Source organism: Hydrogenophaga intermedia (assembly GCF_023715105.1).
Lineage (GTDB): Bacteria > Pseudomonadota > Gammaproteobacteria > Burkholderiales > Burkholderiaceae_C > Hydrogenophaga > Hydrogenophaga intermedia_A.
Genome location: NZ_JAMBNO010000006.1, coordinates 60,452 through 85,733, shown reverse-complemented (window position 1 = coordinate 85,733; position 25,282 = coordinate 60,452). Strand labels below are relative to the sequence as shown.

At 63.5% G+C, this 25,282-nt stretch carries 28 protein-coding genes; 13 read left to right on the top strand and 15 right to left on the bottom strand.

Going from position 1 to position 25,282, the window contains the following annotated elements; genetic code table 11:
• Positions 1–15: 15 nt before the first annotated feature.
• The gene (locus M3149_RS07135) at positions 16–867 is read right to left on the bottom strand and encodes a CmcJ/NvfI family oxidoreductase (protein ID WP_251708646.1); all 852 of its coding nucleotides are present in this window, start codon (positions 865–867) and stop codon (positions 16–18) included.
• Between the two features lie 292 nt (positions 868–1,159).
• Between M3149_RS07135 and M3149_RS07130 the strand changes: the two genes are divergently transcribed.
• Positions 1,160–2,248 carry a TRAP transporter substrate-binding protein gene (locus M3149_RS07130; RefSeq protein WP_251708645.1) on the top strand — a complete coding sequence of 363 codons (1,089 nt, stop codon included), beginning with the start codon at positions 1,160–1,162 and terminating at the stop codon, positions 2,246–2,248.
• A 138-nt stretch (positions 2,249–2,386) separates the two neighbouring features.
• Here M3149_RS07130 and M3149_RS07125 read toward each other — a convergent pair whose 3' ends face one another.
• The 5 genes from M3149_RS07125 to M3149_RS07110 form a co-directional block, all read right to left on the bottom strand.
• Positions 2,387–4,102, bottom strand: a complete 1,716-nt coding sequence (locus tag M3149_RS07125) for a TRAP transporter large permease (RefSeq protein WP_251708644.1) — start codon at positions 4,100–4,102, stop codon at positions 2,387–2,389.
• 53 nt (positions 4,103–4,155) lie between these two features.
• Entirely contained in the window at positions 4,156–4,698 is a 543-nt protein-coding gene (locus M3149_RS07120; RefSeq protein ID WP_251708643.1) for a TRAP transporter small permease subunit, read from the bottom strand.
• A 129-nt stretch (positions 4,699–4,827) separates the two neighbouring features.
• Positions 4,828–4,962 carry a hypothetical protein gene (locus tag M3149_RS23020; RefSeq protein WP_285886653.1) on the bottom strand — a complete coding sequence of 45 codons (135 nt, stop codon included), beginning with the start codon at positions 4,960–4,962 and terminating at the stop codon, positions 4,828–4,830.
• Positions 4,959–6,161, bottom strand: a complete 1,203-nt coding sequence (locus M3149_RS07115; protein ID WP_251708642.1) for an MFS transporter — start codon at positions 6,159–6,161, stop codon at positions 4,959–4,961. The genes M3149_RS23020 and M3149_RS07115 overlap by 4 nt, the downstream gene beginning before the upstream one ends.
• Positions 6,158–6,505 carry a hypothetical protein gene (locus M3149_RS07110; protein ID WP_251708641.1) on the bottom strand — a complete coding sequence of 116 codons (348 nt, stop codon included), beginning with the start codon at positions 6,503–6,505 and terminating at the stop codon, positions 6,158–6,160. The genes M3149_RS07115 and M3149_RS07110 overlap by 4 nt, the downstream gene beginning before the upstream one ends.
• Before the next feature lie 93 nt (positions 6,506–6,598).
• Between M3149_RS07110 and M3149_RS07105 the strand changes: the two genes are divergently transcribed.
• Positions 6,599–7,525, top strand: a complete 927-nt coding sequence (locus M3149_RS07105; protein WP_251708640.1) for a LysR substrate-binding domain-containing protein — start codon at positions 6,599–6,601, stop codon at positions 7,523–7,525.
• Here the strand turns inward: M3149_RS07105 and M3149_RS07100 are convergent.
• Positions 7,522–8,433, bottom strand: a complete 912-nt coding sequence (locus M3149_RS07100) for a LysR family transcriptional regulator (protein ID WP_251708639.1) — start codon at positions 8,431–8,433, stop codon at positions 7,522–7,524. The two genes, M3149_RS07105 and M3149_RS07100, sit on opposite strands and share 4 nt — an antisense overlap.
• A gap of 164 nt (positions 8,434–8,597) precedes the next feature.
• Between M3149_RS07100 and M3149_RS07095 the strand changes: the two genes are divergently transcribed.
• The 4 genes from M3149_RS07095 to M3149_RS07080 all read left to right on the top strand — a co-directional run bounded on the left by M3149_RS07095 (position 8,598) and on the right by M3149_RS07080 (position 11,989).
• Positions 8,598–9,473, top strand: coding sequence for a LysR substrate-binding domain-containing protein (locus M3149_RS07095; protein WP_251708638.1), 876 nt, complete (start codon positions 8,598–8,600; stop codon positions 9,471–9,473).
• A gap of 40 nt (positions 9,474–9,513) precedes the next feature.
• On the top strand, positions 9,514–9,909 hold the full coding sequence (locus M3149_RS07090; RefSeq protein ID WP_251708637.1) for a VOC family protein: 396 nt from the start codon (positions 9,514–9,516) through the stop codon (positions 9,907–9,909).
• Positions 9,910–10,080: 171 nt separating this feature from the next.
• Positions 10,081–10,803 carry a glutathione S-transferase family protein gene (locus M3149_RS07085; protein ID WP_251708636.1) on the top strand — a complete coding sequence of 241 codons (723 nt, stop codon included), beginning with the start codon at positions 10,081–10,083 and terminating at the stop codon, positions 10,801–10,803.
• Between the two features lie 43 nt (positions 10,804–10,846).
• Complete coding sequence (locus M3149_RS07080) at positions 10,847–11,989, top strand: YbfB/YjiJ family MFS transporter (RefSeq protein ID WP_251708635.1); 1,143 nt, start codon at positions 10,847–10,849, stop codon at positions 11,987–11,989.
• On the opposite strand, the gene M3149_RS07075 is transcribed toward M3149_RS07080, so the two are convergent.
• Complete coding sequence (locus M3149_RS07075) at positions 11,971–12,939, bottom strand: LysR family transcriptional regulator (RefSeq protein ID WP_251708634.1); 969 nt, start codon at positions 12,937–12,939, stop codon at positions 11,971–11,973. The two genes, M3149_RS07080 and M3149_RS07075, sit on opposite strands and share 19 nt — an antisense overlap.
• 98 nt (positions 12,940–13,037) lie before the next feature.
• Between M3149_RS07075 and M3149_RS07070 the strand changes: the two genes are divergently transcribed.
• Positions 13,038–13,442, top strand: a complete 405-nt coding sequence (locus M3149_RS07070) for a tautomerase family protein (RefSeq protein WP_251708633.1) — start codon at positions 13,038–13,040, stop codon at positions 13,440–13,442.
• Here M3149_RS07070 and M3149_RS07065 read toward each other — a convergent pair.
• The gene (locus M3149_RS07065) at positions 13,439–14,116 is read right to left on the bottom strand and encodes an aspartate/glutamate racemase family protein (protein ID WP_251708632.1); all 678 of its coding nucleotides are present in this window, start codon (positions 14,114–14,116) and stop codon (positions 13,439–13,441) included. The two genes, M3149_RS07070 and M3149_RS07065, sit on opposite strands and share 4 nt — an antisense overlap.
• A 188-nt stretch (positions 14,117–14,304) precedes the next feature.
• On the opposite strand from M3149_RS07065, the gene M3149_RS07060 reads away from it, so the two are divergent.
• Positions 14,305–15,075, top strand: a complete 771-nt coding sequence (locus M3149_RS07060) for an enoyl-CoA hydratase/isomerase family protein (protein ID WP_251708631.1) — start codon at positions 14,305–14,307, stop codon at positions 15,073–15,075.
• 42 nt (positions 15,076–15,117) lie between these two features.
• Here the strand turns inward: M3149_RS07060 and M3149_RS07055 are convergent, their stop codons facing one another.
• Entirely contained in the window at positions 15,118–16,200 is a 1,083-nt protein-coding gene (locus M3149_RS07055; protein WP_251708630.1) for a TRAP transporter substrate-binding protein, read from the bottom strand.
• Between the two features lie 236 nt (positions 16,201–16,436).
• Here M3149_RS07055 and M3149_RS07050 point away from each other — a divergent pair, with 236 nt between their 5' ends.
• Positions 16,437–17,339 carry a LysR substrate-binding domain-containing protein gene (locus M3149_RS07050; protein WP_251708629.1) on the top strand — a complete coding sequence of 301 codons (903 nt, stop codon included), beginning with the start codon at positions 16,437–16,439 and terminating at the stop codon, positions 17,337–17,339.
• Positions 17,340–17,374: 35 nt separating this feature from the next.
• Here M3149_RS07050 and M3149_RS07045 read toward each other — a convergent pair whose 3' ends face one another.
• The 4 genes from M3149_RS07045 to M3149_RS07030 are packed head-to-tail and all read right to left on the bottom strand — an operon-like array spanning position 17,375 to position 20,455.
• Complete coding sequence (locus tag M3149_RS07045) at positions 17,375–18,124, bottom strand: SDR family NAD(P)-dependent oxidoreductase (RefSeq protein ID WP_251708628.1); 750 nt, start codon at positions 18,122–18,124, stop codon at positions 17,375–17,377.
• Positions 18,121–19,452 (bottom strand): MFS transporter, encoded by a 1,332-nt coding sequence (locus tag M3149_RS07040; protein WP_251708627.1) that lies wholly within the window; start codon positions 19,450–19,452, stop codon positions 18,121–18,123. Before M3149_RS07040 ends, M3149_RS07045 begins: the two co-directional genes overlap by 4 nt.
• Positions 19,440–19,709 carry a hypothetical protein gene (locus M3149_RS07035; protein ID WP_251708626.1) on the bottom strand — a complete coding sequence of 90 codons (270 nt, stop codon included), beginning with the start codon at positions 19,707–19,709 and terminating at the stop codon, positions 19,440–19,442. The genes M3149_RS07040 and M3149_RS07035 overlap by 13 nt, the downstream gene beginning before the upstream one ends.
• 2 nt (positions 19,710–19,711) lie before the next feature.
• Positions 19,712–20,455, bottom strand: a complete 744-nt coding sequence (locus tag M3149_RS07030) for a sulfite exporter TauE/SafE family protein (protein ID WP_251708625.1) — start codon at positions 20,453–20,455, stop codon at positions 19,712–19,714.
• 409 nt (positions 20,456–20,864) lie between these two features.
• On the opposite strand from M3149_RS07030, the gene M3149_RS07025 reads away from it, so the two are divergent.
• Positions 20,865–22,274 carry a CoA transferase gene (locus M3149_RS07025; RefSeq protein ID WP_251708765.1) on the top strand — a complete coding sequence of 470 codons (1,410 nt, stop codon included), beginning with the start codon at positions 20,865–20,867 and terminating at the stop codon, positions 22,272–22,274.
• Between the two features lie 36 nt (positions 22,275–22,310).
• On the opposite strand, the gene M3149_RS07020 is transcribed toward M3149_RS07025, so the two are convergent.
• Positions 22,311–22,592 carry a hypothetical protein gene (locus tag M3149_RS07020; protein ID WP_251708624.1) on the bottom strand — a complete coding sequence of 94 codons (282 nt, stop codon included), beginning with the start codon at positions 22,590–22,592 and terminating at the stop codon, positions 22,311–22,313.
• 191 nt (positions 22,593–22,783) lie between these two features.
• On the opposite strand from M3149_RS07020, the gene M3149_RS07015 reads away from it, so the two are divergent.
• From M3149_RS07015 to M3149_RS07005, 3 genes are all read left to right on the top strand, one after another.
• Positions 22,784–23,350: a hypothetical protein gene (locus M3149_RS07015; RefSeq protein ID WP_251708623.1), complete on the top strand. Its 567-nt coding sequence runs from the start codon at positions 22,784–22,786 to the stop codon at positions 23,348–23,350.
• Entirely contained in the window at positions 23,347–24,252 is a 906-nt protein-coding gene (locus M3149_RS07010) for an EamA family transporter (protein ID WP_251708622.1), read from the top strand. Before M3149_RS07015 ends, M3149_RS07010 begins: the two co-directional genes overlap by 4 nt.
• An 85-nt stretch (positions 24,253–24,337) precedes the next feature.
• Positions 24,338–25,264: a DMT family transporter gene (locus M3149_RS07005; RefSeq protein ID WP_251708621.1), complete on the top strand. Its 927-nt coding sequence runs from the start codon at positions 24,338–24,340 to the stop codon at positions 25,262–25,264.
• Positions 25,265–25,282 lie beyond the last annotated feature (18 nt).

Here is a 25,282-nt window from a genome sequence, read left to right as displayed (position 1 = left end):
GTCAATGACTCGCTTTCACTCCATGACAACCAGTACACGCGCCTCGACACTGCGTCTGCGCGATCTGGCGCTCCTTGCCTGAGGCAGGTCAAACGCCGAATGGGGGATAAACCTCGAGACGCCGCTGACACGGGAATCGAACTGCTTGAAAACAGCCACGTCGTGCGTGTCCATCGCGTCGAGGTACTGCCATCGGTGGGCCGGATTGAAGCGGAGCAGGTAAATCTCGCCGATACGGTGTCCGTAGTGCAGCTTTGCGGGCACCAGATCCTGGGTCGATACCGACGGCGCCGCACAGAAGGCCAGTGGCGAGTCCTCGATCACGCCGCCGATGGAGCGCCAAAGGTTCACGATGCAATAGCGCCTGGGGCGCTGCTCCAGCCGAAGGCTATCCATGACCAACGCCAGACGCCGTCTGCCGGACTCTTCGCTGTAGTCGTTGTGGACACGACCCAGGGCGCCTACCTTGACCTCCGCGCCACGCTGGCCGAAACGGTGAAGATCCACGCCTGGATCGCGTTGGCGCACCAGATGATCGAAGACGAACGCTGACTGTCCGCCGGTGGCTTGCAGTGCCAGCTGCGCAACCCGTGGGTAGTAGCGGGCTTTGACCAGATCCGGGTCGTGGAAGTCGATGGCTGGCAGCCCATCGCGCATGAACATGAAGCCGTCCTCCTCGAGCGTGGGTGTGACATCGCGCGATCGCACATCTTCGATGTCGACCCAGCGGAGATCGGTCGAGCAGTTCTCGGCTTCCACGCCTCGGGGGGGTTGACACAGGTAGATCTCGGGCTTTGATGCGAATTCGTCCAGGTAGCCCACCTGCGCCCGCACGGATACGGTGGGTTCTGCAACCGGTTGATGCATGGCGACGTCCTCCAGATCGGGTGATGACCGGATTTCATCGACAGGCGCCACACCGGACAAGCGAATTCACGGAAGGCTATGGATTCCCGCGCGGACTGGACTTCAACATCTGCCATGTGACGACAAGAGCTGGCACGAACTCTGCCATCGCCGTCGCTGCCGCTCCCCTGAAAAGTGCTGCATGCATGGGAAGAAGAGTTCGCCTGTTCCGATTCCACGATCTGCAACATGCGTGGCGCTGAATGTCCAGCGACCCTGGGCGACTTCGCGCGCCCGATATGGAGACAACTGAATGAGCCGAAGGAAGTTCCTCGTCGGCAGCGCCGCTGCCACCAGTGCCGCGCTGCTTGCCAGCCCCGCCGTCCGGGCACAACCCGCAGCGGTCACCTGGCGCCTGCAGTCGAGCTATCCCAAGAGCCTGGAGATCCTCTACGGTGCCTGCTCGATGTTCTCGGAGCGCATCGCCGAACTCACCGATGGACGCTTTGACGTCAAGGTCTACGCGGCGGGCGAACTGGTGCCCCCGTTCCAGGTGCTCGAAGGTGTTCGCAACGGCACCGTAGAAGCAGGTCAAACCGCCAGCTACTACTGGGTCGGTCAGAACAAGGCGCATGCCTTCGACACCACCCTGCCCTTTGGCCTTTCGGCGCGGCAACAGAACGCCTGGGTCTTCTATGGCGGTGGCCTGAAGCTCTTGCGGGACTTCTACGCCGAACAGAACATGGTGAACTTCCCGGGACTGAACACCGCAGCCCAGATGGGCGGTTGGTTCCGCAAGCAGATCAATTCGCTGGAAGACCTCAAAGGTCTTCGCATGCGCATCCCCGGCATGGGCGGTGAGGTGCTCAGCAAGCTCGGTGTGGTGCCGCAAACGCTGGCTGCCGGTGATGTCTACACCGCGCTGGAGAAGGGCACCATCGACGCGACCGAATGGGTGGGTCCTTACGACGACGAGAAACTCGGCTTCTACCGGGTGGCCAAGAACTACTACGCACCGGGCTTCTGGGAGGGCAGTGCCAACGTCTCCTTCTTTGCCAACAAGGAAAAGCTCGACGCCCTGCCCAAGGCCTTTCGCTCTGCGTTCGAGGTGGCGGCCCAGGAAGTCAACGTCATGGCCACCGCACGCTATGACGTCGCCAATGCCGAGGCATTGCGGCGTCTGGTGTCCAAGGGCGCCACGGTGCGCACCTTCCCCAGGGACGTGCTGCAGGAAGCCTTCAAGGTCAGCGAGGCCCTGCTTGACGAGGAGGCCGCCAAGAACGCCACGTTCAAGAAGCTGCTGGACTCATGGCGTCCGTTCCGCGAGACGCAATCGCTCTGGTCGCGCGTGAACGAACTGCAGTTCGCCAACTTCATGGCACAAGCTGGCGTGCGACGCTGAACATAGACAGCGCAAGCGCGTGAGCAGAGGGGGCGCCAGTAGATCTGGCGCCCCTTCTGCATTCCGGGATGGCTTGTTCGGGAACCGGCGCGACCGCCTGCCCGCACCGCACGGGTACAGACGGTCGGGCGATACGCATCAATCCAGGTTCATCGAGCCGCCGTCCGATGGCGGATTGCCACCAGGTGTGATTCCCGAAGGAATTTCGCTGCCGATGTTGTAGAGCATGTCGTTGACGGCGCTGTCATCGATGCGTTTGTCCTGGTGCAGGTTGCCGATGACCAGGTTCGGGAAGAACAGGATGACGCCCACCATCACCAGCTGAATGACGATGAAGGCAATGGAGCCCTTGTAGATCTCCTCGGTGCGAACGCCCTTGACGAGCTTGTTCGTCACCTTGTCCCGGTAGTCTTCCCGTGCGGCCACGCTCCTCAGGTAGAACAACGCGAAACCGAAGGGCGGTGTGAGGAACGAGGTCTGGATGTTCATGGCCAGCAGAACGCCGAACCAGATGAGGTTGATGTCCATCTTCTCCGCCACCGGCGCGAGTAGCGGCACGACGATGAACGCGATCTCGAAGAAGTCGATGAACATCCCCAGAATGAACACCAGGAAGTTCACGAACAGGAGGAAACCGAGTTGCCCGCCCGGCAGCTTGTCGAAGAGATGCTCGACCCAGACGTGACCATCGGCGGCGTTGAAGGTGAAGCTGAAGACCGTTGATCCAACCAGGATGAACATCACGAAGATGGACAGTCGGGTCGACCGCTCCAGGGCTTCCCTCAGGAGACGCCAACTGAAGGAGCCCCGCATCGCGGCCATCAGCATGGCCCCCACCGCGCCCATGGCACCGCCCTCCGTGGGGGTTGCGATGCCGAGGAAGATGGTGCCCAGCACCAGGAAGATGAGAACCAGCGGCGGAATCAGCACGAAGGTGACCTGTTCAGCCAGGCGCGAAAGCAACTTCCAGCCCAACAGCCGGTTGGCAGCCGCCAGCAACAGTGCAAGCACCGAGCCCACGGTAATGGACAGGATGAGCACCTCATCACCGCCGGCTGCCACTTCTCGGTCGAGCAACGGATTGAGGATGCGCTCGTGGTTGAGGCTCCAGATCCAACTGGCTGCGCCGCAGATGGTCAGCAGCACCAGCAGCGAAACATGACCGGACGCGCCGTTGGGCTCGGTGTAGATGCGCGCCTCTTTCGGCAGTGCGGGCACCCACTTGGGCAGGAAGATCGCGACCAAGACCACGAAGGACAGGTACAGGCCAACCAGCATGAGCGCTGGAATCAGTGCACCGGCGTACATGTCACCGACCGATCTGCCCAACTGATCGGCCAGAACGATCAGCACCAGCGATGGCGGTATGGCCTGGGCCAGTGTGCCGGAGGCCGTGATGGTGCCGGTCGCGATGGTGCGGTTGTAGCCGTAGCGCAGCATGATGGGTAAAGAGATGAGCCCCATGGAGATCACCGCCGCCGCCACCACCCCGGTGGTCGCGGCCAGCAGCGCACCGACCAGGATCACCGCGACCGCCAATCCACCACGGACGGCGCCAAAGACCTGCCCTACCGTTTCCAGCAGATCCTCGGCCATGCGACTGCGCTCCAGGATCAAGCCCATCAGCGTGAAGAAGGGGATCGCCAGCAGGGTGTCGTTCTGCATGATGCCCAGGACGCGCAGCGGAAGCGCCTGGAACAGGTTCGCGGGAAAGAGGCCGATCTCCATTCCGATAAAACCAAAGAACAGACCTGTCGCGGACAGCGCGAAAGCCACCGGAAAGCCCGACAGCAAGAACAGCAGGAGGCCCGCAAACATCAGCGGTACGAATTGGGTGGATAGCAGTTCAGTCATGACGCACGATTTCTTCTAGGAATGGCGGTGGATGTCTTGGCGGTCCGGAACGCTCAGTTCGATGGCCCGGCCTCCGGTTGCAACGGGTCATCGATCAGGCCCTTGAGGTAGGCCACCCGTTTGATGAGCTCGGACAGGCCCTGCAGCAGCAGCACGGCAAAGCCCACGGGAATCAGGAGCAGGACAGGCCAACGGATCAGCCCTCCGGCGTTGGAAGAGACTTCCCCCGTGGTCCAGGCATTGGCGAACACGGGCCATCCCTCATGGATCATGAGCAGACACAAAGGCGTCAGGAACACGACGATGCCGACGATGTCGATCCAGTTGCGTGTGCGCGCGCTGAGCCTGGCCGACAGAAAGTCGATGCGGACATGCACGTTCTGCAGAAAGGCGTAGCCGCCCCCGAGGACGAAGACCGCGGCGAAGAGATACCACTGGACTTCCAGGAAGGCGTTGGAGCTGACGCCGAACACCTTGCGAACGATCGCATTGCCGGCGCTGATCAAGGTGGCCGCCAGGATGAGCCACATCGAAGACCAACCGATCCATCGATTGATTGCATCTGAGGCGCGCGACAGGCTGAGCAGGAATGGCATGGTGACTTGTCTCCTTTGCATGAGGACGGTGGGTTGAGGCAATCGCTGCAGAAAACGAAAACGCCAAAGGCCACACGGGCGTGGCCTTTGGCTTGAGGTGGGCTGGTTGGCTGGTTCTTGCGGAGCGGGTTACTTGAGACCGGCGCACAACAGCCAGGCGTCGGCGAGCAGAAAGGAGGTCATGGGACTCGCGTACCAGGACATCGCCCCGGTGGCCAGGACCGCGAGCACCAACGCAAGCGCTGCGTACCGCACCCGGTTCATGCCGCTGCTGCCGCGGCCACCGGCGCGCGACGCTCCCGGATGGGTGCATGAAGGACTGCCGAGAGCAGGCTTAGCGCAGCGGCCAGGATCCAGACCCAGGTGTAGCTCTTGTAGGCGTCGAACAACCACCCACCGAGCCAGACGCCCAGGAAGCTGCCGACCTGGTGCGAAAGGAACACGAAGCCGAACAAGGTGCTGACGTAACGCATCCCGAAGATCTGCCCGATCATTCCGTTGGTCAGCGGCACGGTCCCGAGCCACAGGAAGCCCATCACGGCGGCGAAGGCGTACACCGTCCAGGAGCTGAGGGGCAGCCAGAGCAACATCAGAATGGCCGCCGCCCGCCCGAGGTAGATCCAGACCGTGAGCGTCTTGCGAAGCCAACGCGTTCCCCACACGCCAAACAGATACGTGCCAGCGATGTTGGTCAAGGCGATCAGGCCCAGTGCCGTGGTGGCCACAGAAGGGCTCAGCCCGTTGTCCGCCAGGTAGGCAGGCATGTGGGTGCCGATGAAGGCCAGCTGGAAGCCGCAGGCCAGGAACCCCACGGTCAACAGCCAGAAGTCACGATCTCCGAAGGCGTTGGCCAGGGTCTGGCGCATGGTCAGCTCACTCGCCTGGGGTGGCGTGACCTCCGACTTCCCCGTGGACAGGGCCAGCGGGATCATGGCTGCAACGATCACGGCGATCACCAGCGCGGCAGTCGTCCAACCGTAGCTCTCAATCAGGGTCATGTTCACAGGCAGCATCAGCAACTGCCCGGCACCGCCGATCGCGCCCACCAGGCCGAGCGCTGCCGGCCTGCGCTCCGGGGCAACGGCTTTGCCCACGGCGCCATAGACGATGCCGAAGGCCGTTCCGCTGAGCCCAAGTCCGACAAACAAGCCGGCCGTGATGGCGAAGAGCACGCCATCGTTGCTGTAGGGCATGAGCACGACGCCCAGGGCGTAGAAGGCACCGCCCAAGGCCATCACACGCTTGGAGCCGATCTTGTCGGCCAGCATGCCGGCAAAGGGCTGCGCTGCCCCCCAGACCAGGTTCTGCAGCGCGATGGCGATGGAAAACGTCTCACGCCCCCACGACCAATCGCTGGTCACGGGAATCAGGTACAGGCCGAACGAATGACGCTGTCCGATCGACAGGAACATGATCAGCCCGCACAACACGATGAAGGCAATGTCTCTGGAGCTCAGCTTCATGCGAGTGCTCCTTCGGGTTGCCCCATCGCAGCCTTGAACAGCGTGTAAGCCGCACCGTGCAATCGCGGACGACTCTCGATCCGCTTGTCGAATGACGGGCTTGCGACAAGGACGCGATAGCTGGCCGGCTGCCGACGCAGGCTGGAGAGGCAGTAGGTTCGCCGTTGACTTGAAAGCAGCAGGTCGCCCGGGTAGAGCAATTCATCGATGGCGTCGGGCGTGTCGCACCCCGCATCCAACGTTGCCCAGATGGCGCCGGCGGTGCATTCAAGCGCTTCGCCGGCCTTCAGGTTGATGAGAACGGGCTCGACTTGTAGAGTGCGGGCCGAATTGATTGAAAGCATCGTGTGCCTCCTTTGCGAGGGGAGGAACCGATCGTCAACGAGACACACCCGGCGTGGTTGGAATCTTCAGAACCCCAGGCATGCCTTCAATTCATGACACCGACCAAGAGTTCCGTTGCCAGACAACTTCGTCACCTCTCACTCGATGCACTGAGGGGCTACGAGAGTGCCGCCCGCCTGTTGAGCTTCACGCAAGCGGCCGAGGAGCTTTCGCTGACGCAATCGGCCATCAGCAAGCAGATTCGCTCCATGGAGGAGGTGCTGTCATGCCAGCTCTTCGTTCGTGGCTCCCGCCAGCTGCAGCTGACCGAAGAAGGCAAGGTGGTGCTGCAAGGTGTCCAGCAGGCCCTCAACGCGCTGGAGTCATCCATCGGGCGTTTGCTGTCGGAACACGTCGAGACCGTGACGTTGACCGCCTGGCCTTCGTTCGTCTCAATGTGGCTGGTGCCCCGTCTGACGCGATTTCGCCAGGTCGCGCCTGACGTCAACGTGATCATCGACTCCAGCGAGGGGGTGTCGAACCTGGAGCGTGAGGGCTATGACCTTGCGATCCGATTGCCGGTGGACCCGCTGGCGTCTCCGCTGGCCCGGCGTCTGGGCACGGAGGAGGCCTTTCTGGTGGCCAGCCCGGAGGTGGCCGCCCAGATCCGCAAGCCGGTCGACCTCTTGAATCAGACGCTCATCATCTACGGCCCGGGCAGAAGCCGCTTTCCCTGGATGGCCTGGTCGGAATGGCTGACGCGGCTGGGCCTGGAACACCGCCTGGGGCTCAAAACGGTGCAGTTCACACAGTACGACCACGCCATTCAGGCAGCCGTCCAGGGTGGCGGCGTGGCCATCGGCAGAACACCGTCGATCACGCGGACACTGCGCGAGGGGCGGCTGCAGGCGGTGTTTCCGGAACACCGCATCGTCGGCCTCCACTACTACCTGGTGTTCGCCGAGCAATCGGTGGCCAATCCGGCCGTGCAGCGCCTCGCACAATGGATCGAGCAGGAGCTCGCCGCCGAAGCCACCTAGGAAGCTGCTGTCCGGTCTGCCGCCGCCAGGCGGACGATCCAGTCGGTGAAGGCCTTGGCCGCGGGTTTGAGCTCGCCCGACTCCGACAGCTCCACGTAATACTCGTTGTCCTTGAGCACGAACGGGTGGATCTGCACCAGCGCGCCTTCTTTCAGATAGGGCGTTGCGGCGATGCGCGTGGTGACCGCGATGCCCGCGCCACTGACCGCCGACTCCAGCATCGTGATCGAGTCGTCGAAATGCATGTATCGCGCAGGCTCGGTCTTCTTGCCGAATGCTCCCGCGCTCCAGTCGAGCCAGTTCAACAGGGTGTGACGCAGCACGGTCAGAGATCCGACATCCTCGACACGCAATTCCTGCCCGGTTTCGGAAAGGATGTCGGGCCGACCCACGACCAGCACCTCGTCGGTCAGCAACAAGGCGCGGCGCGCATCGTCACCCACGCCCATGCCGTAGTGCACCAGCACATCCCAGTCCGCCCGGTTGACTTCTTCGGGCGTGGCGATGCTCGCGACTTCGATCTGGATGCTCGGGTGGTTGCGCATGAACTCCGGCAGATGCGGAAGCAGCCAGACATTGCCGATTGAAGGCGCGAAGTTCACGCGAATCAGGGAATGCTCGGCGAGACGCAGCTCTTCACCCGCCGCCCAAAGCGATGTCAACGCTGCGGACACACCATCGAGGTAAGTGGCACCCTCCTCCGTCAGCGCAATGCCACGCCCCTTGCGCGCAAACAGCGAGACGCCGAGGCGCCGCTCGAGGTTGATGACACGGTGGCTCACCGCCGACTGCGTGACGCTCAACTCGTCTGCGGCCTTCTGGAACGAACCGTGGCGGGCCGCGGCCTCGAACGCCAGCAGTTCGTGTAGCGGAAACTGGGCGGCCGCTGGTGTGGTGGGTTGACTCATGTTCGAAAGTTTGTCAACGGTCGGTCATCGTTTGCACCGGGTCGACAGGACGACCCGTGCAATGCCATGGCTTTCGGGTAGTTCCTGATGGCAGCGGTGCTCGATAGCATATAGCGATGAACACTACGCGACAAAAGAGCGCACCCATCGGACAGCTCCCGCCGATGAGCAATCTGCTGGCCTTCGAGTCGGTTGCGCGCAACCAGAGCCTGTCTCGTGCCGCCAGCGAACTGGGCATCACGAAGTCCGCGCTGACACACTCGATCGCGCTGCTCGAACATCGCCTCAAGTTGCGTCTGGTGTATCGCTACTCCCCCCTGGTGATCCTGACACCGGTGGGCCACTCCTACTTCGCGGCATCGCAGGCCTTTGCCCGGCGGCTGAGAGACGATCACTACCTGAAATCGACCACCGCGACCACGCAGATCCGCGTGTCTTCATCCCGCGGGCTCGCACGACTGTGGCTGGGTCCGCGCATGAACGGCTTTCATGCTGCGCACCCTCGCATCGAGCTCATCGTGAGCGCGGTCGATCGGCTCGAGTCGGTGCTCGGTGACGGTGTGGACATCGGTCTTCGCTATGGAGGACCCTCGTTACCGGACATGATGTCGATCCCGATGTGGGAGGATCGGCTTGTGGTCGTAGGAAATCCGCAGCTCGCGCGAAAAGCAAGATTCATGACCATGGCCGAGGTGATTTCGACACTGCCCTTGGTGCAGCACCCCTCCATGGAGTGGACAACATGGGCCAGCGGCCTGATACCCGCCAGCCTCAAGGCCAGACCACGGATCAACACCGTCGATCTGCAGTTCGGCCTCGAATGCGCGGCGCACGGCGTGGGCCTGGCCATCGTTCCACGGCGGCTGGCGCAAGCGCACCTGCAAAGCGGCCGCGTCGAACTCATCACCAGCCACTCGATACCGGCCAAGCCTTATCACGCCGTAGTGTCGGAGGAGCAATCGCGCCGCGAACCGATGCGCCTGTTCCTCGACTGGATCCAGCGTCAGGTCACCGCGGACGCGGCGGCTCTTGCGGATTGAGCACACTGCACTGGCCCACACGATCCTGACCCAATCGCCAATGATCTCCCACACCTTCCTGGGCGTGCACGACTTCGATCGCGCGCTACGCTTCTATCGTGCGCTCTTTGCTGCCATGGGCATTTCGGAACGGTTCTGCAATCCCGATCGGCCATGGGCAGGCTGGCAGTCCGACCCCGGGCCGCGCCCGCTGTTTCTCATCGGCCGCCCCTACGACCAGCAAGCGCACCATCCCGGCAACGGCCAGATGATCGCGTTGCTGGCGTCCACGCGCGAGATCGTCGACCGGGCTTACGCCGTGGCCAACGCCACTGGCGCGACGGATGAAGGTGCGCCGGGGCTGCGCCCCGACTACCACCCGAACTACTACGGCGCCTACTTCCGGGACTCCGAGGGCAACAAGCTCTGCGTGGTCTGCCACAACGCGCCAGGCTGAGACCGACACCCCGTGCCCGCTGCAGGTAAGCACCCGGTGCACACACGAATCCGGCTGCCGTGGCCGGAATCATCTTTCCATTCTTCGCCAGCCGCTTCAGGCCTACTGACCACCTTCGCCAGGGGCGCAAGTGCCAATTTGTGCGCCCCGAGTTTTCAATGGTCCGCAGGTATGAGCGTCCACAGAAGCCACCCCTATGCCAGCTCACGGCGGCGCAGCACGAACACCAAACTGGTGGGCCTTCTCGACTCTCCCTACGTCCGCCGCCTGGCCATTGCCCTGCAGCTCATGGACGTCGACTTCGAGCACGTGCCGCTCTCCGTCTTCTCGCACTACCATGAGTTTGCGCAGATCAACCCGGTGGTGAAGGCGCCGACCTTCGTCTGTGACAGCGGCGACGTCCTGATGGACTCGGGTTTGATCATCCAGTACGCCTCGGTGGTGTCGAGAAACGCCTGGAGCGCCATACCCAACGGACGCAAGCAGCGAGCGGCGTTTCTTCGGCTTGAGAGCCTGGCGCTGGCTGTGATGGAGAAATCGATCCAGCTGGTGCTTGAGGATTTCCTTCGTCCTCCCGAAAAGCGTCACTCCCCCTGGTTGATCCGGGTCGGCATTCAGCTCACCGAGGCGCTGGACCAACTTGAGGCGGCGCTTCGCTCGCACCAATGGAACTTTCGGGACAAGCCACCGGCCTTGCCTGAGGTGAGCAGCGCCGTGGCCTGGACGTTCTGCAAATGCATGGTGCCCACGATGATCGAGGCACAGAACCACCCGGTGCTGGACACCCTGACCGCAGAGGCCGAGTTGCTGGATTGCTTCCGCAGGGCCCCGCACAGCACCCTGAAGTACCCGGTGGACGCGGAGATCAGCGGGTTACACGCCGTCGAGGTATGAAGTGACGCCCGGACTCTGGCCCGCGGTTCAACTCTCGATGGCCGTGGCCATCAGCAACGGCATCGCGCGCTTCGCCTACGGTCTGGTGTTGCCAGCGATGCGAGAAGACCTGCAGTGGACGTACGCCACCGCCGGTCTTCTGAATACCGTGAACGCGGTGGGCTACATGCTCGGCGCCCTGGCGGGCTACGCCGGCCTGCGCGCTGTTTCTCCCGCCCGTGCGTTTCGCATCGGCACCGTGATCGTGGTCGTATCGCTGCTGGCAACGCCCGTGCTGAAAGACTTCTGGCACCTCGCCGTCATGAGGAGCCTCACCGGATTCGGGTCCGCCTGGATGTTCTCGTGCGGGGCCGCGCTGGTATCGAAAATTTACGCGGATCATGCGCGCATCCGCGGCACGGCAACAGGGCTCTACTTTGCCGGCGCTGGCGTCGGCATGATCCTCTCAGGCGCATTCGTACCACGCTGGTTGGAACAAATGGGTTCGACCGCCTGGGTGTCGGCCTGGTACGCGATCGGTATCGCAAGCGCCCTGTTGGCGGTCCTGCCGCTTCGGGTGGCGGCCAGCTTGAAACATGACACGTCCCTGAGCTCTGAGGCTGGCAACAAGCCGATCCCGATCGCGCCCTATCTGCCGTGCCTGGTTGCCTATCTGCTTTTCGGCGCAGGCAACAACGTCTACCTCACCTTCCTCGCCGCCTGGATCGCCGAACGCGGCGAGGGGTGGCAGGTCGTGACGCTTGCCTGGTGTGTGCTCGGTTTTGGCATCTGCCTGTCCCCGCTGGTCTGGGCCCGCGCGCTCAACACCTGGCCAGCCACCAGAACGCTGGCCACGTGCTTGCTCACGACAGCCGTGGGCGTGAGCATCAGCTTCCTGGGCGGTGGCGCGTTGCCCACCCTGAATTCGGCGCTGCTCTACGGCCTGTCGCTGTTCATCGCGCCGACCTCCGTCACATTGCTGGCGAGAAGCACCCGGCCGGCCTCCGAATGGGCAACGTACGTCGCGCTCTTCACACTCATGTTCTCGGTAGGACAGTCCATCGGTCCGTGGGCGGCCGGTGTGATCGCTGACCACGTCAACCTCACGGCGGGTATGGCGTTCAGTGTCACGATCATCCTGCTGGGGGCAGCGATGGCCAATGCGCCGTCAGAGGCCAAAATCTGGGCTTACCGATCCGGCCGCTGATCCGCACCCGAAGGTCCCTGCCGGGCGCCGCTTGCTCCCACAGTCAAGGAGCCCATCTCTGCTGCAAGGAAGTCGATGAACACACGCGTCTTCCTGGGCAAGCTGACCTGTGGCCGCCAGATCGCGTGAGCCCAACCGCCGAAAGGGCCGCTGATGTCCCAGTCCGGCAACACCGCGACCAGATCACCGTTCTGCAATCCGCGCTCGCACGCGTAGTCGGCCAGCAATGCCACGCCCATTCCCTGCTGGGCAAGCAACGCGACAGCATCGCTGTTGTTCACGACAACGGGTGTTTGCACCGCCAGGTCGACGGCTTCGGAACCTTTTTGAAGGTGCCATCTGCCTGCCTGCGGCGCCACCCTGTAATGAAGGCATGTGAGCGAAAGCAGATCGGCAGGCGCCGCGATGGGGTGGTCCCGCAGGTAATCCGGGCTGGCACAAAGGCGGTAGCGCACCGGACACAAAGGCCTGGCTATGGACGACTCCGGGAGCCTCTCCGCAATACGGATGGCGACATCGACACCCTCCTCCACAAGATCGACCATGCGATCCAGCAACAGCAGATCAACATCGACCTCGGGGAACTGGCACCGGAATCCGGGGAGCAGCGGGACCACCCGGTTCAGACCAAACGAGACCGAAGCAGACACCCGAAGCATCCCGCGCGGGTGCCTGGATCGCTCGGCAGCCAGTGACAGGGCCTCGGCAAGCAAGCTGTCGGCCTCACGGGCCTTCGCGTAGGCAAGCTGACCGACTTCGGTCAGCGACAGGCGACGGGTGGTGCGCAGCAGCAGCTGCGAGCCAATCCGCGTTTCCAGCCTCGCCATCCGCTTGCTGATGGCCGAACCCGCGATGCCCAGCCGCAAGGCTGCGGCGGAAAAGCTGCCCTCCTGAACCACTGCAACGAACACGGCAAGGTCTTCGAGCGAGGCGAAAAGCGATTTGTCCAAGCGATTGTTCTCCGCTGGATAGATGTGTGATTCCGGATTGCCACTTGATGGGCTACCCGCGGCGCCCGACCATGGCACTCCCACTTCCGGAGACCATCATGCCAGTCGTTCGCCTCTTCGCTCCCGCCGACACGCTGTCGCAGCAGCAGATCGCCAACCTACAACAGCGGATCACCGATCTCATGGCAGAGGGGCTTGGCAAGAAGGCGTCTGTCACCCTCGTCAATGTCGTTCCCACCGATGTCAGGCTTTGGTCCGTGGGTGGTCTCCCATGTGGCCAGGATGCCCCCGTCGCCTACCTGGAGGCCTTCATCACCGAAGGCACCAACACCCCGGACGAGCAGGCGTTCTTCGTCCAGGAGGCGCACCGCGTACTGACCGAGATCATTCCGAACCTTGCTTCGCCGGCGTATGTGCTGGTACGAGAGGTGCCGGCCGCATCATGGGGTTACGACGGCGTCACTCAGGAAGGCCGTCGAAACGCCGCCGTGGCCGCAGGCTAGGCCTCCATGGCGTGGCGACGCGCGGCATCGGCCAGCAGTTGATTGGGGTCGATCAATTGCATACGGGTTGCGCACACCCTGGCGATGATGGGCAACTCTGTGCATCCCAGGATGACCGACTCGCAACCGGCACGCTCAAACTGCATCAGAACGCGTGCGATCAATTGCCTGGCTTCGTCGAAGCGGTTCGCCTTGAGAAGTCGTATGGCGGGCATCAGGACGTGTTCAAGCACCTCGGAGCTGGGTTCAACCAGCTGTTCGCGTGGCAGCACCCGTGAGTACACACGACCCTTGACCGTCCATGGTGTGCAGAGCAGTCCGACCGGTTTGCGTACGTTGTCCAGGAAGGATCGAACCTGTTCTGCGATATGCAGAAACGGCAATCCGGACGCAAGTTCCAGATCTCGATGCCAGATATGCGCGGTGTTGCAGATCAGGACACCAAACTGCGCACCCGACTTCTTGAGAGATACAGCGGCCTCCCTCAGATGACCGATGGGGCTGGGTCCACAACCGTCAAAGTACGCACTTCGATCCGGTGCGGCCGTGCAAAACCTGACTTCGACGGGCGGATGATCCTGGTCCTGGCAGGCATCGCCAGTGCGGTAGAACTTGTCCAGAAAGTCAACCGTTGCGATTGGACCCAAACCGCCCAGGACACCAACTTTCTTCATCGGTTTTCAACGAACATGAACGGGCAGCGAAACAACTGGGTTCGATTGCGGCAGGCGTCGACGATTCTCCGTCGCGCAACGCGTCAGCCTTGCACGTTCGCAGGAATGTTGGTCAAGCAAGACCTGCTCGTTTTCATGTAACGAGGATCCTGGGCGTCTAGCCTGACCGTCAGCCATGGAGATGAATCATGCGCAATGAAAACCAACCTCGTGTCGGCATCAGTACGCAATCAGGCGTGGCTGTGATGACACTCGCACGACCCGAGACCCTCAACGCGCTCAGCCGCGCTATGACCGATGAGTTGGATACCATCCTGCTTCGGCTCGCATCCGATGCATCGGTTCGTGTGGTCGTGCTGCAAGCCGACGGCAAGCACTTCTGCGCGGGCGCCGATATCGCCGACATGTCGACGATGACCTACGACGAGACCATCCGGACCGACTTCATTGGTTGCTCAAGGGAACTGGGACGATTCCCGAAGCCGGTGATCGCGGCGGTGCATGGCATGGTGCTGGGCGGTGGCTGTGAGCTGGCCGAGATGTGCGACATCGTCCTGGCCGCCGACGATGCGGTGTTCGCCCACCCCGAGGTGACCCTGAACGCCATGCCAGGTGCCGGCGGGACGCAGCGGCTGCCACGCGCCGTGGGCAGACACCTCGCCATGGACATGCTGCTGACTGGTCGACGCCTCTCAGCAGAGGAAGCGAGACAAGCCGGCCTGGTCTCGCGGATCGTTCCCCGGGATCAGCTTCGCTCGCAGGCGCTGGCACTGGCAGAGGGAATTGCGCAGCGCCCATTGGACTTGCTCATGCGCATGAAGCAGTCCGTTCTGCGGGCACATCCCGGGCTGGACGAAGGACTCGCCTTCGAAGCCTCCAGCTTTCAGGCGTGCTTCCAGGAAGAACCTTTCCTGCAAGCCATGCAGGCCTTCGTCAAGAAGCAAGAGGCCAGACGCTGACTTCAGCATCTGGCCTCCTGGGCAACCAGCGGTTCGCGGGCGTTACAGGCGCTGTGCCTGCATGAAACGGTCGAAGCCGGACTCGGCGAAGCGGAACCAGAGGTTGACCTCACGCTGGAACTTGCGGTAGTCGTCGTACACCTTCTTCCAGTTGGCGTTGGTCGATCCGAGTTCGTTGTACAAGTCCATCGCTTCCTTGAAGGCCGCTTCCATGATGGTCGTGTTCAGACCGTGCAGCTTGACGCCATTCTGTGCCAGCTGACGCAACGCCACCGGATTGCGAGCGTCGTACTTGGCCTGCATGTTCACGTGGGCAACCTTGGACGCATGATCGATGACGTCTCGGTACTCCTTGGGCAGCTCGGCCAGGGCCTTGTCGTTGATGTAGAACTCACAGTTCAATCCGCCTTCCCACCAACCCGGGTAGTAGTAGTTGGGCGCCACCTTGTGAAAGCCGAGCTTCAGGTCGTCGTACGGCCCGATCCATTCGGCCGCATCGATCGTTCCCTTTTCCAGCGCCTGATAGATCTCGCCACCGGGAATGTTCTGCGGCACCACGCCAAGTCGGCTGAGCACGCGCCCCGCAAACCCGCCAACGCGGAACTTGAGACCCTTGAGATCGTTCACGGTCTTGATCTCGCGGCGGAACCAGCCCGCCATCTGTGCACCGGTGTTGCCGCCCGGGTAGTTGACGATGTTGAAGTTGGCATAGAACTCGCGGGTTGCCTTCAGGCCGTTGCCCTCAAGCATCCAGGCCGTCATCTGACGCGCATTCATCCCGAAGGGGATCGCACCACTGATGGCGAAGGTCGGATCCTTGCCGAAGAAGTAGTAGCTGGCGGTGTGCGCCATCTCGACCGTGCGGGCCTGAACACCGTCCACCACCGAGAAGGGAGGCATCAGCTCGCCACCGGCGTGAACGCTGATCTTGAACTTGCCTCCGGTGAGTTCGGACACGACGTTGGAGAAGTCCTCGGCCGCACCATAGATCGTGTCGAGCGACTTCGGGAAGCTCGAAGCGAGACGCCAGCGAATCTCCTGTTGCGCGCTGCTGATGGCCGGCGCTGCGCCAGCGGCCAAGATGCCCGCCAGGCCCAGCGATTTGGTTAGGGTTCTGCGTTCCATATCATCCAATCAGTCGAGGGTTACGTTGCGGCACTCGTCTCCTGTGCCCCGTGTGCCCATGACGCAGTGCGTCGGTTCGAGCGCCCATAGGTTGCCCAACCGGTGCCGTTCACTGTTGAATTGCGCTCGTCATCCAGCCAACAGGTTTCAGATGGCCGCGTCGACCTCGATCAGACTGTCAGGGTGACACCGACGTTTGAAAGCACGGCCAACCACAGACACCGCTCAGCGATCTCATGAAAGTCGATCTCGCCAAACTCAAGCTGTTCATCGAAGTGCTCGAAACGGGGTCGATCACTGCAGGGGCGAGCAGGTGCCACCTGTCCCTGGCTGCAGCCAGCAACAGGCTGCAGGAACTCGAGGGTGCCTTGGGTGTGCGGCTCTTCGAACGCGGCAAGAGCGGCGTCACGCCCACCGATGCGGGACTTGAACTGGCCAAGCACGCACGCAGTGTTCTGCAAGAGATGGACAAGCTGCGCAACCAGATGACGCCGTTCTCGCGCGGCGTTCGTGGGCGTGTGAAGCTGCTGGCCAACACCGCCGCACTGTCGGCCTACCTGCCGGAACCGCTTGCGCGCTTCCTGAGCCTGCACCCCGAGATCGATGTCGACGTCCAGGAGATGTGGACGGGCGAAATCCTCGAAGCCCTGCACCGCAAGAAGGCGGACGTCGGCATCCTGGCCGACACCATGGACACCTCGGGCCTGCACAGCACACCTCTCGCGGATGACACCCTGGTGGTCGTGGGCCACCCTGACCTCATGCGGCCCCTGAGCGAGTCGCCGACGTTTGAGGAGTGCATTGAACACGCGATGGTGGGTCTGTCGGAAGAGAGTGCGCTCTATACCTACCTGCAGGTCAAGGCCGCAGCGCACGGCAAGGCGATCCACTACCGGGTGCGCATGCGGTCGTTCGAGGGCGTGTTGCGAATGGCTTCACTCGGCGTGGGTGTGTCGGTGGTGTCGAGCCTGGCCACGCAACACCTCACAGTCAAACACCCCGGGCTGGAGGTTCGCGCACTGCGGGATGCCTGGGCGAGACGGCGGCTCATCCTCTGCACGCACCACGCGGCGGGCGCGGCACCCGGGTATGTGCAACCCCTCATCGACTACCTGATGGACGCCGGGCAGCAGGGCTGAACGACCATCGCGCCGGGTCTGCGTCCCGCTGACGCTCAAAGCCCCCCGGCGACGCGCAGCACCGCGCCGGTGACATAGGAAGCCTTGTCCGAGAGCATCCAGGCAATGGCCTCCGCAATCTCGCGCGGGTCCCCTGCCCGCCTCATCGGAATCTTCGGCGCGACGCGCTCGGCCCGGCCAGGCTCGCCCGAGAGGGCATGGATTTCGGTGTCGGTGGTCCCGGGCGACACCACGTTGGCACGGATGCCACGGTCCGCAAACTCCTTGGCCAGCCCGATGGTGAACCCTTCGACAGCAGCTTTGGACCCCGCGTAGTGGATGTACTCGCCGGGCGAGCCGAGCGTGGCGGCGATGGAAGACACGTTGACGATGCTGCCACTCGCCCCCCGCGCGACCCAATCCCGAACAACAGCCTGGCACATCACCATCGTGCCCAGAACGTTCACGTCCAGAACGTCGCGCATGGTCTCGATGTCGACATCGAGGAAGGAGCCGATACGGCTGGTGATGCCGGCGTTGTTGACCAGTCCGATCACGGCGGAGAGCCTCTGCGCCTGCTCCACTACTGCAGTGGCCAGCATGGGATCGCGAACATCGGCCTGCACGGCCACCACCTTCACGCCAAAGGGCGCACATCGGTCCACCACCTCCTGTGCCCGATGGGGCTTGCTGGCGTAGGTGAACAAGACGTTGTGGCCGGCCTGGGCAAACAGCTGAACCACCTCGGCACCGATGCCCCTGCCGCCACCTGTCACGATCACCGTCCCTGGCTTCTCTTTGCTCATGCCGATCTCCTGGTTTTGCTGTCAAGGTGAATCAGTGCCCCTGCGGCGCCCAACAGGACGGCCGAGAACACGACGTTGATGCTCACCGTCGCCTGTGATCCCCACTGTGCGATGGTCCACGCAAAGGCCATCGGTGCCGCGGCCGATGCGAAGAAGGCCGGCCGCAGAACGCGACCGACACGAGCGCCATAGCCCTTGGCACCGAACAAGGCGACGGGCACCGCGCCCCGCGTGATGGTCGAAATGCCGTTGCCGGCACCGTAGAGCAGCGCAAAGGCCCCGGCGATCACGAGCGAACGGTCGCCATGGAAATACAGGCCATAGCTCAGCAGCAGCAAGCTCGGTGGCAAGAGGTTCATCCACAGGATGGGGAACCGGTGGCCATGGAAGACCATGTAGAGGCGTCCCAGTAGCTGACCGATACCCAGCATGGTGGACATGGCGACCACCGCTCCGATCGCCCAACCCAGCCGTGACAGCAACTCTATGAAGTGCGCTGCCATGCCGGCCTGCATGAACAGGATCAAGGTGGCGCCCAGGCCATAGGCAGTGGTCTTGGCGGCTTCATGCGGCACTGGCAAGACCTGCTCGCTGCTGGCCGGACCGGTTTGCGCTGCGCCCTGCACGGTCGCCACGCGCGGGATGGCCCTCAGGAGCAGCGACGAAACCACCAGAATGACTGCGTAGGCAACCAGGGCACCGCGCCAGCCCCAGATGGACGCCAGCGCGTGACCAAGCGGCCAGAACGCGGTCGAGGCCAGGCCGCCGAACAGGGTGATCACCGTCATGGACTGCTGCGACTGCATACCCTTCACCTTGACGAGTGTGGCAAACGCGGCGTCGTAGAGTGACAGTCGCATGGCGAAGCCGAGCACCACCCAGGCCAGGTAGAAGGTCACGATGTCGCGCGACGACGCGAGCAGCAGACAACCGCTGGCCCCGATCCAGAAACCCATTGACATGGCGCGGCGCCCGCCGTGCCGGTCGATCCGCTCCCCGACCCACCGCGAACTCAAACCCATGACCACCAGGGAGACGGAGAAGCCGCCATGCACGCTCACCGGGCTCCAACCCATCGAACGAGCGATGTCGGCACCAAAGACGCCAATGATGTAGTGCAACGCACCCCAAGCCACCAACTGCGACAGCCCGAGTCGAATCACCAGGGCGGTGTCGGCACTGGGCGTCGCATCAGCCCCCGGTCGAGGGCTTACCGTCGTCATGGTGTGGCCTGTGACCCCGGAGGGTGTTGTTCTCGAAATGCGGGGATGCACAGGCACTGTATGGAACGACGGCAGATCTCTCAGGAATCCTGTTACCCGGGCCACCGGTGGGATTCAAGGTGGGGCCGGACCTCGGGCGTGACCACTGACATGGGTCGCGGCAGGCGCAGCGTGGCCAGCACCAGGCCAGCGCGCGCGCTGTCGGCCGAGTCGGTCAACTCCTGCAGCAACTGGTGCACAAGGAACCACTGACGCTCGGGGACGGCATCGCCGGGCGCCAGATCCTCAAGCAGCGCAGTCAGCCCCAACGCACACCGGTAGAGTTTCTCCAGTTCGCGCCCCGTGGCCTCAAGTTCGGTCATGCTCAGGCGCCCCCCAATGCGCGAACCACTGTGTAGCCACCCAGCAGGATCAGGGTGCCGAGGAAGCAGCGCTTGAACATCTGCTCGCTGAGACGGCCTCTCAAGGCCCCGCCAACCCAAACCCCGAGCAACGCCGGGCCAAGCATGAGCAGCGACCACCACGCGCTCGCGACCACCGTGGTCGATACGCCGAGACTGAGCCAGAGCACCAAGGTGCAAACGGTGAATGTCAATCCGAGCGCGCCCACAAGGCCTTCCTTGTCGAGGTCGAGGGACTGCAGGTAGGGGACGGAAGGCACCACGAACACCCCGGTGGCCACCGTCAGTGCGCCGGTTGCCACACCGGCCAAAGGGCTCGCCCACCACTCGTGCCGCCCGGGATGGGGAAACCGCCAGCCGATCAGGCCGACAGCGCCATAAAGCGTCAGCGCCGCACCGAGAAGCACAAGGGTCTGGGTGCTGGCGGAGGAGACACTGGGTAGCGGGGACAGCAAGCCCCCCAGCACCACGCCGGCCAGCAGGCCGCCCAGACGCTTGAGCAGTACCGTGCAACGGGGGGACCGAACAAACTGCCAGATGTTCGTCAACAAGGATGGCACCACCAGCAGCGATGCCGCCAGCCCGGTGGGCAATACGACTGGCAGCAGCGCGATCGCAACGGTCGGCAATCCCATGCCCGTGATGCCCTTCACCATACCGGCGAGCACGAACACCAGCGCGGCGAACAAGAATTCAGAGGCGGGCATGGCGTCATTGTTCGGTCCCTGCCCTGTTCAGACCATCGGAAACTTTGGTAGGCAAGCTTGCGGAAATCCGAAGGAAAAAAAGCGGTGAGGACCGGAGCCCTCACCGCCAAAGATCACCCATGCAAGGTGAACACGGAGTCAGAATCACGCTGCATCACCCTCTGCACAAGGAGGCAACGCCGAGCTGGTATCGATCGCAGGGAATCCTAGGGGGGCCAGACTTCGCACACATGAAATCGCGGCGACTGGCAGCGAGCCAGCTTCGCGCGGCGGCCATGCGTCGCATGCGACGCAGGAGTGCACGCCGCGGGTCGGGAATCGAATTTCATTGCTGCCGCCGCTGAAGGTGTCACGATGGATTGATTGCATGCACGGCAACGACCCGATCCCGACCCTCGACATCGACTCCATGAACGCCGTACCACCCCCTGCCAACGCCGTTACCGCCGATCTCTGGTGTCAGGCCGGGCTGCCCCCGTCCGCGCTGGCTTCATTGACCTTGAGCGGGTCCGATCCCGTCATGCCGTCGTCGTTTGCCGTCGGCACGGCGGCCCAGGCGAGCATTGCAGCCGCAGCCCTGGCCGCCGCGGAGGTGCGGCACGTGCGCGGGCTCAGCCGCCAGCAGGTGTCGGTCGACATGCTTCATGCGGCAGTGGAGTGCACCAACTTCATGAGCCTGGATGGCGTGATTCCCGAGGTATGGGACCGCTTCTCAGGGCTCTACCCGTGCGGTCCGGACGCGCGCAATGGCTGGGTCCGCATTCACGCCAACTTCAGGCACCACCGCGAGGGCGCTCTGGCGTTGCTGGGCCTGAGGGCCGATGACACCACCACCAGGGCCGATGTGATCGCCGCCTTGTCGCATACCAACGCGCTCGACTTCGAACAAAAGGCGGCCGAGCGCGGGCTTGTCGTGGCCGCCTTGCGATCGTTCGAGGAGTGGGACGCGTCAGAGCCGGCCAAGGCGGTTGCCCGGCTTCCGTTGTACACGATCGAGAAGGTCGGTGAGGCGGACCCGCGGCCATTGCCCGATCTGCAGGCAACTGAGCGCCCGCTGTCGGGCATCCGGGTGCTTGACCTGACGCGCATCCTGGCGGGACCTGTCGCCGGGCGCACGTTGGCGGCCTACGGCGCCGACGTGATGCTCATCAACTCGCCGAACCTCCCCAACGTGGACGTGATTGCAGAGACCAGCCGAGGGAAGCTCTCAGCGCTGATCGATCTCCATCATCCTGAAGGCCGCAAACGCCTGGCTCATCTCGGCACGCAAGCCCATGTGTTCATGCAGGGCTACCGGCCTGGTGGGCTTGCCGCACTGGGGTTCAGCGCAGAAGGGCTTGCCCATCTGCGCCCGGGCATTGTCTACGTGTCGCTCAGCGCCTACGGGCATGAAGGCCCTTGGGCTCACCGTCGTGGATTCGACTCGCTGGTCCAGACCGCAACCGGCTTCAACCACGCTGAGGCGCAGGCCGCTGGGTCCGATACGCCCAAGGCGCTGCCGATGCAGATCCTGGATCACGCCAGTGGATACCTGATGGCCTTGGGCGCCCAGGCGGCGCTCATCCGCCAGCAACAGGAGGGCGGCTCGTGGCACGTGCGCGTCTCGCTGGCGCAGACGGCGAACTGGTTGCGCTCCATGGGACGCATCCCCAACGGACTCGCGTGCGCCAAGCCAGACATTGAGTGCTTCCTGGAGGCCACGGACTCGGGATTCGGGCGCCTGGTTGCTGCGACGCACGCCGCTCGCTTCGCACAGACACCTGCCATGTGGGCCAGGCCCTCCATGCCACCCGGCAGCCACTTGCCGCAGTGGACTTGAGGGGAGACAACGCAGGCCAGCGATGCGCGCCCTGCCTTACCTGAGATGCACGCCGGGCCTCACCCGATACCCCGCGGGCTCGCCCCTGACGCTTGAGACCCAGATCCGGAGGTTCTGCGTGGCCAGAAACTTCTCACCCGTCACCAGGAACTTGTCGTCGACATAGAAGTTGCTGTCGGGTGGTCGAACGGTGAACCACAGATGACCCCCCACGCACTCGATCTCCGATCCGACAGGCAGGTTGACCTCGACGGGCACTTGACCAACGAAGTGAACGGGCGTCGTCGGGTGGGTTTGATCCTCGGTGCTGTGGTCCATCCGCGGATCGTGCCGAGCGCGTATGCCGTGAACAGGAAATTCGCAACCACCGCGTCACGCTGCCTTCAAGGATGGCGATGGCGGGGTGCAGGGAGGAAACAGCGCGCGGGTGGAGCGCATGGATTTCAGGTATCGACCGCGCGGCAAGGCTACCGTCGGCGTCACAACGTCATCGCCTTGCGACCACTGACATGCGCACCTCCCAACCCGCATCGCTTATGGATCGACTCGTCGGGACGGGCGCTTCGGTTGCCCAGATCGCCCTGATCCTCATCCCTGCCTTGATGGCAGGACTTTTGTGCGGGCAGGTGCTTGCGCACCGGGACGCCGCCGATTGGGCCGTCACCCTAGTCGCCTTGCTGGCCATCGATCTGATTGGCGGCTGCATCGCCTGCAGTCTGCCCCCGCTTCAGCGGTGGCACCGAGGCCACTACCGTGATCCACTGAAGCAAGCCGGCTTCCAGTTGGTCCATGCGGGGCATGTCATCGCGCTCGCATGGCTGCTCTCCGACAGCCCTGCCGGCGCTGCCGCCATGGGACTCAGCTTGCTGTTCCTGGGGGCTGTGGGCGGTGCCATGTGCAGCCGCTCGGTCGCCGGCGGGTTTCGCGTTGTGCTGGCGTTGGCGTGGCCCGCCTATGCCGTTGCCATGCCCGGTTCATCGCCCCTGTTCGTTCTCTTGTCGATGGCCTTGGCGTTCAAGCTGTTCGTGGCGTTTCCGTCATTCGAGCGGCAAGAGCTACCCAAGGAAGCGGCATGACGGCGATCTGTGCGCGCTGGAAGGTGGCCCTCGCACTGTTGACCGTCTATGTGGTCTGGGGGACTACCCACTACGCAACCTTGCTTGCTGTTCAAGGCATACCGCCGGTCTTCATGACCGGGGTACGTTTCGCCGCGGCGGGCTTGATCATGCTGGTCTTTGCCGGCACTTCGGGGCTGCGCACACTGAGCATGCGGCAGGCAATCAACTGCATCGTTGCCGGGACCGTCATGTCCTTCGCAAGCTTTGCACTGGCGGTTCTCGCCATTGCGCAAGGGGTTGCCACGGGCCTGGTGGCCTGCATCATCGCCACCATGCCGCTGTGGCTAACGCTTCTCGCCCATTGGGGCGGAGAACGGACCCACGCCATGGGTTGGGTCGGCATCCTGCTCGGCATCGCGGGCGCAGGTCTGCTGCTGCTTGACGAAAATCTTCACGTTGCTCCCTTGGGCGCAGGCATGGCCGTCCTGTCGCCCATGCTGTGGGCTGCCGGTTCCTACTGGGTGAGACGGTCCGACATGCCCCCCATGGCACTGGCCTCTGCGCTTCAGTGGCTGAGTGGCGGGTTCGCCGGCATTGCCGTGGGACTCGTCTTCGAAAGCGACGCGGTGGCGCGGCTGACCGCTGTGCATCAAGCGTCGGTGTGGTGGGCCTGGGCCTACCTGCTCGTTTTCGGCACCCTCCTCACCTACACCGCCTATCTCTGGCTGGTCCGCAATGTGAGCGCGCCGCTGGCCGGAAGCAACGCTTTCGTCAATCCGGTCATCGCAGTGGGCATCGGCGCCGCCATGGCAGGCGAACGGTTGGATGCCGTCAGTTTCATCGCCATACCGCTCATCCTGATGGGCCTGGTGCTCATCGTTGTCAAGCCGCGCCAGCACCCGTCCACAAAGCGCACCTGAATCTGCGTCCACGCGAGTACAACAGCTTTCCTGCTGAAGTCCGTGTTCCCAACGACAGTGGGCCATCCTCTTCAGGCACCAAGCGATGGCCCAACTTCAACCTGCCGCCGGCACCACCTCCGTGGCGTGGCTCTCTGCAACCGGTATCGGCGTCGCATGCGGGCTGTTGACGGCATTGATCTGGTCCACCTGGGCTATCGCCACCCGGCACGCGGTGACCGGTTCGCTGGGGCCAGGCGACGTGACCTTTCTTCGCTTCGCGGTGTCCGGGCTGCTGTTGCTGCCTGTCCTCTGGCTCGGCCGCCATCAACTGCGCGGCGTTCGGCCATTGCTTCTGGTGGCCATGGTGACGGGGGCGGGCGCGCCCTTCATGCTGTCGACGTCCACCGGCATGCAGTACGCGCCAGCGTCGCACGTGGCCACGCTGATGATCGGCACCATGCCCGTGTTCGTGGCGATTCTCTCGTCCACCCTCTATGGGCAGCACCTGTCTCGCAGGCAGGTGTACGGCATGGTGCTGGTGCTGATGGGCATCCTGTTCATCGGCGGCCATTCCGTGGTGTTCAATCGCCAGTCCGGTGAGTGGCGCGGCGACGCCCTGTTCCTCTTTGCCGGCTTCCTCTTTGCCGCATACACCGTTTCGCAGCGGAACTCGGGCGTCTCGCCCTGGGTGGCAACAGCGCTCGTCAACGTGGTCTCTGCTGCCGCGTTCACCCCTGTTTACCTGCTGTGGATGAATCCAAAGCTGGCTCTCGCCCCCATGCAGGAAGTGATCACCCAGGTGGCCGCCCAAGGCATCGCGGTGTCCATCCTGGCACTCTGGCTGTTCTCGGAGGCCGTGAAGCGCCTGGGCGCCACGCGTGCCGCGGTGATCGGCGCGCTGTGCCCCGCGCTCACTGCTGTGCTGGGCATCTTCCTGATCCGGGAGATCCCTTCGATCACGACCCTGGCCGGGGTGACCGCGGTGATGCTGGGCGTGCTGACCGTGGTCTTCCACCAGCCGCGATCATGAGCAACTGCTGCATGCTGC

What these genes read in the sequence shown, in the direction of transcription:
- M3149_RS07070 (WP_251708633.1), top strand. Translation starts at nt 13,038, where the DNA reads ATGCCAGTCGTTCGCCTCTTCGCTCCCGCCGACACGCTGTCGCAGCAG.
- M3149_RS07100 (WP_251708639.1), bottom strand. Translation starts at nt 8,433, where the DNA reads ATGAGTCAACCCACCACACCAGCGGCCGCCCAGTTTCCGCTACACGAA.
- M3149_RS07135 (WP_251708646.1), bottom strand. Translation starts at nt 867, where the DNA reads ATGCATCAACCGGTTGCAGAACCCACCGTATCCGTGCGGGCGCAGGTG.
- M3149_RS07110 (WP_251708641.1), bottom strand. Translation starts at nt 6,505, where the DNA reads ATGCTTTCAATCAATTCGGCCCGCACTCTACAAGTCGAGCCCGTTCTC.
- M3149_RS07010 (WP_251708622.1), top strand. Translation starts at nt 23,347, where the DNA reads ATGACGGCGATCTGTGCGCGCTGGAAGGTGGCCCTCGCACTGTTGACC.
- M3149_RS07055 (WP_251708630.1), bottom strand. Translation starts at nt 16,200, where the DNA reads ATGGAACGCAGAACCCTAACCAAATCGCTGGGCCTGGCGGGCATCTTG.
- M3149_RS07115 (WP_251708642.1), bottom strand. Translation starts at nt 6,161, where the DNA reads ATGAAGCTGAGCTCCAGAGACATTGCCTTCATCGTGTTGTGCGGGCTG.
- M3149_RS07045 (WP_251708628.1), bottom strand. Translation starts at nt 18,124, where the DNA reads ATGAGCAAAGAGAAGCCAGGGACGGTGATCGTGACAGGTGGCGGCAGG.
- M3149_RS07085 (WP_251708636.1), top strand. Translation starts at nt 10,081, where the DNA reads ATGAGCGTCCACAGAAGCCACCCCTATGCCAGCTCACGGCGGCGCAGC.
- M3149_RS07090 (WP_251708637.1), top strand. Translation starts at nt 9,514, where the DNA reads ATGATCTCCCACACCTTCCTGGGCGTGCACGACTTCGATCGCGCGCTA.
- M3149_RS07030 (WP_251708625.1), bottom strand. Translation starts at nt 20,455, where the DNA reads ATGCCCGCCTCTGAATTCTTGTTCGCCGCGCTGGTGTTCGTGCTCGCC.
- M3149_RS07095 (WP_251708638.1), top strand. Translation starts at nt 8,598, where the DNA reads ATGAGCAATCTGCTGGCCTTCGAGTCGGTTGCGCGCAACCAGAGCCTG.
- M3149_RS07025 (WP_251708765.1), top strand. Translation starts at nt 20,865, where the DNA reads ATGAACGCCGTACCACCCCCTGCCAACGCCGTTACCGCCGATCTCTGG.
- M3149_RS07005 (WP_251708621.1), top strand. Translation starts at nt 24,338, where the DNA reads ATGGCCCAACTTCAACCTGCCGCCGGCACCACCTCCGTGGCGTGGCTC.
- M3149_RS07105 (WP_251708640.1), top strand. Translation starts at nt 6,599, where the DNA reads ATGACACCGACCAAGAGTTCCGTTGCCAGACAACTTCGTCACCTCTCA.
- M3149_RS23020 (WP_285886653.1), bottom strand. Translation starts at nt 4,962, where the DNA reads ATGAACCGGGTGCGGTACGCAGCGCTTGCGTTGGTGCTCGCGGTCCTG.
- M3149_RS07060 (WP_251708631.1), top strand. Translation starts at nt 14,305, where the DNA reads ATGCGCAATGAAAACCAACCTCGTGTCGGCATCAGTACGCAATCAGGC.
- M3149_RS07065 (WP_251708632.1), bottom strand. Translation starts at nt 14,116, where the DNA reads ATGAAGAAAGTTGGTGTCCTGGGCGGTTTGGGTCCAATCGCAACGGTT.
- M3149_RS07130 (WP_251708645.1), top strand. Translation starts at nt 1,160, where the DNA reads ATGAGCCGAAGGAAGTTCCTCGTCGGCAGCGCCGCTGCCACCAGTGCC.
- M3149_RS07035 (WP_251708626.1), bottom strand. Translation starts at nt 19,709, where the DNA reads ATGACCGAACTTGAGGCCACGGGGCGCGAACTGGAGAAACTCTACCGG.
- M3149_RS07125 (WP_251708644.1), bottom strand. Translation starts at nt 4,102, where the DNA reads ATGACTGAACTGCTATCCACCCAATTCGTACCGCTGATGTTTGCGGGC.
- M3149_RS07015 (WP_251708623.1), top strand. Translation starts at nt 22,784, where the DNA reads ATGCGCACCTCCCAACCCGCATCGCTTATGGATCGACTCGTCGGGACG.
- M3149_RS07050 (WP_251708629.1), top strand. Translation starts at nt 16,437, where the DNA reads ATGAAAGTCGATCTCGCCAAACTCAAGCTGTTCATCGAAGTGCTCGAA.
- M3149_RS07020 (WP_251708624.1), bottom strand. Translation starts at nt 22,592, where the DNA reads ATGGACCACAGCACCGAGGATCAAACCCACCCGACGACGCCCGTTCAC.
- M3149_RS07120 (WP_251708643.1), bottom strand. Translation starts at nt 4,698, where the DNA reads ATGCCATTCCTGCTCAGCCTGTCGCGCGCCTCAGATGCAATCAATCGA.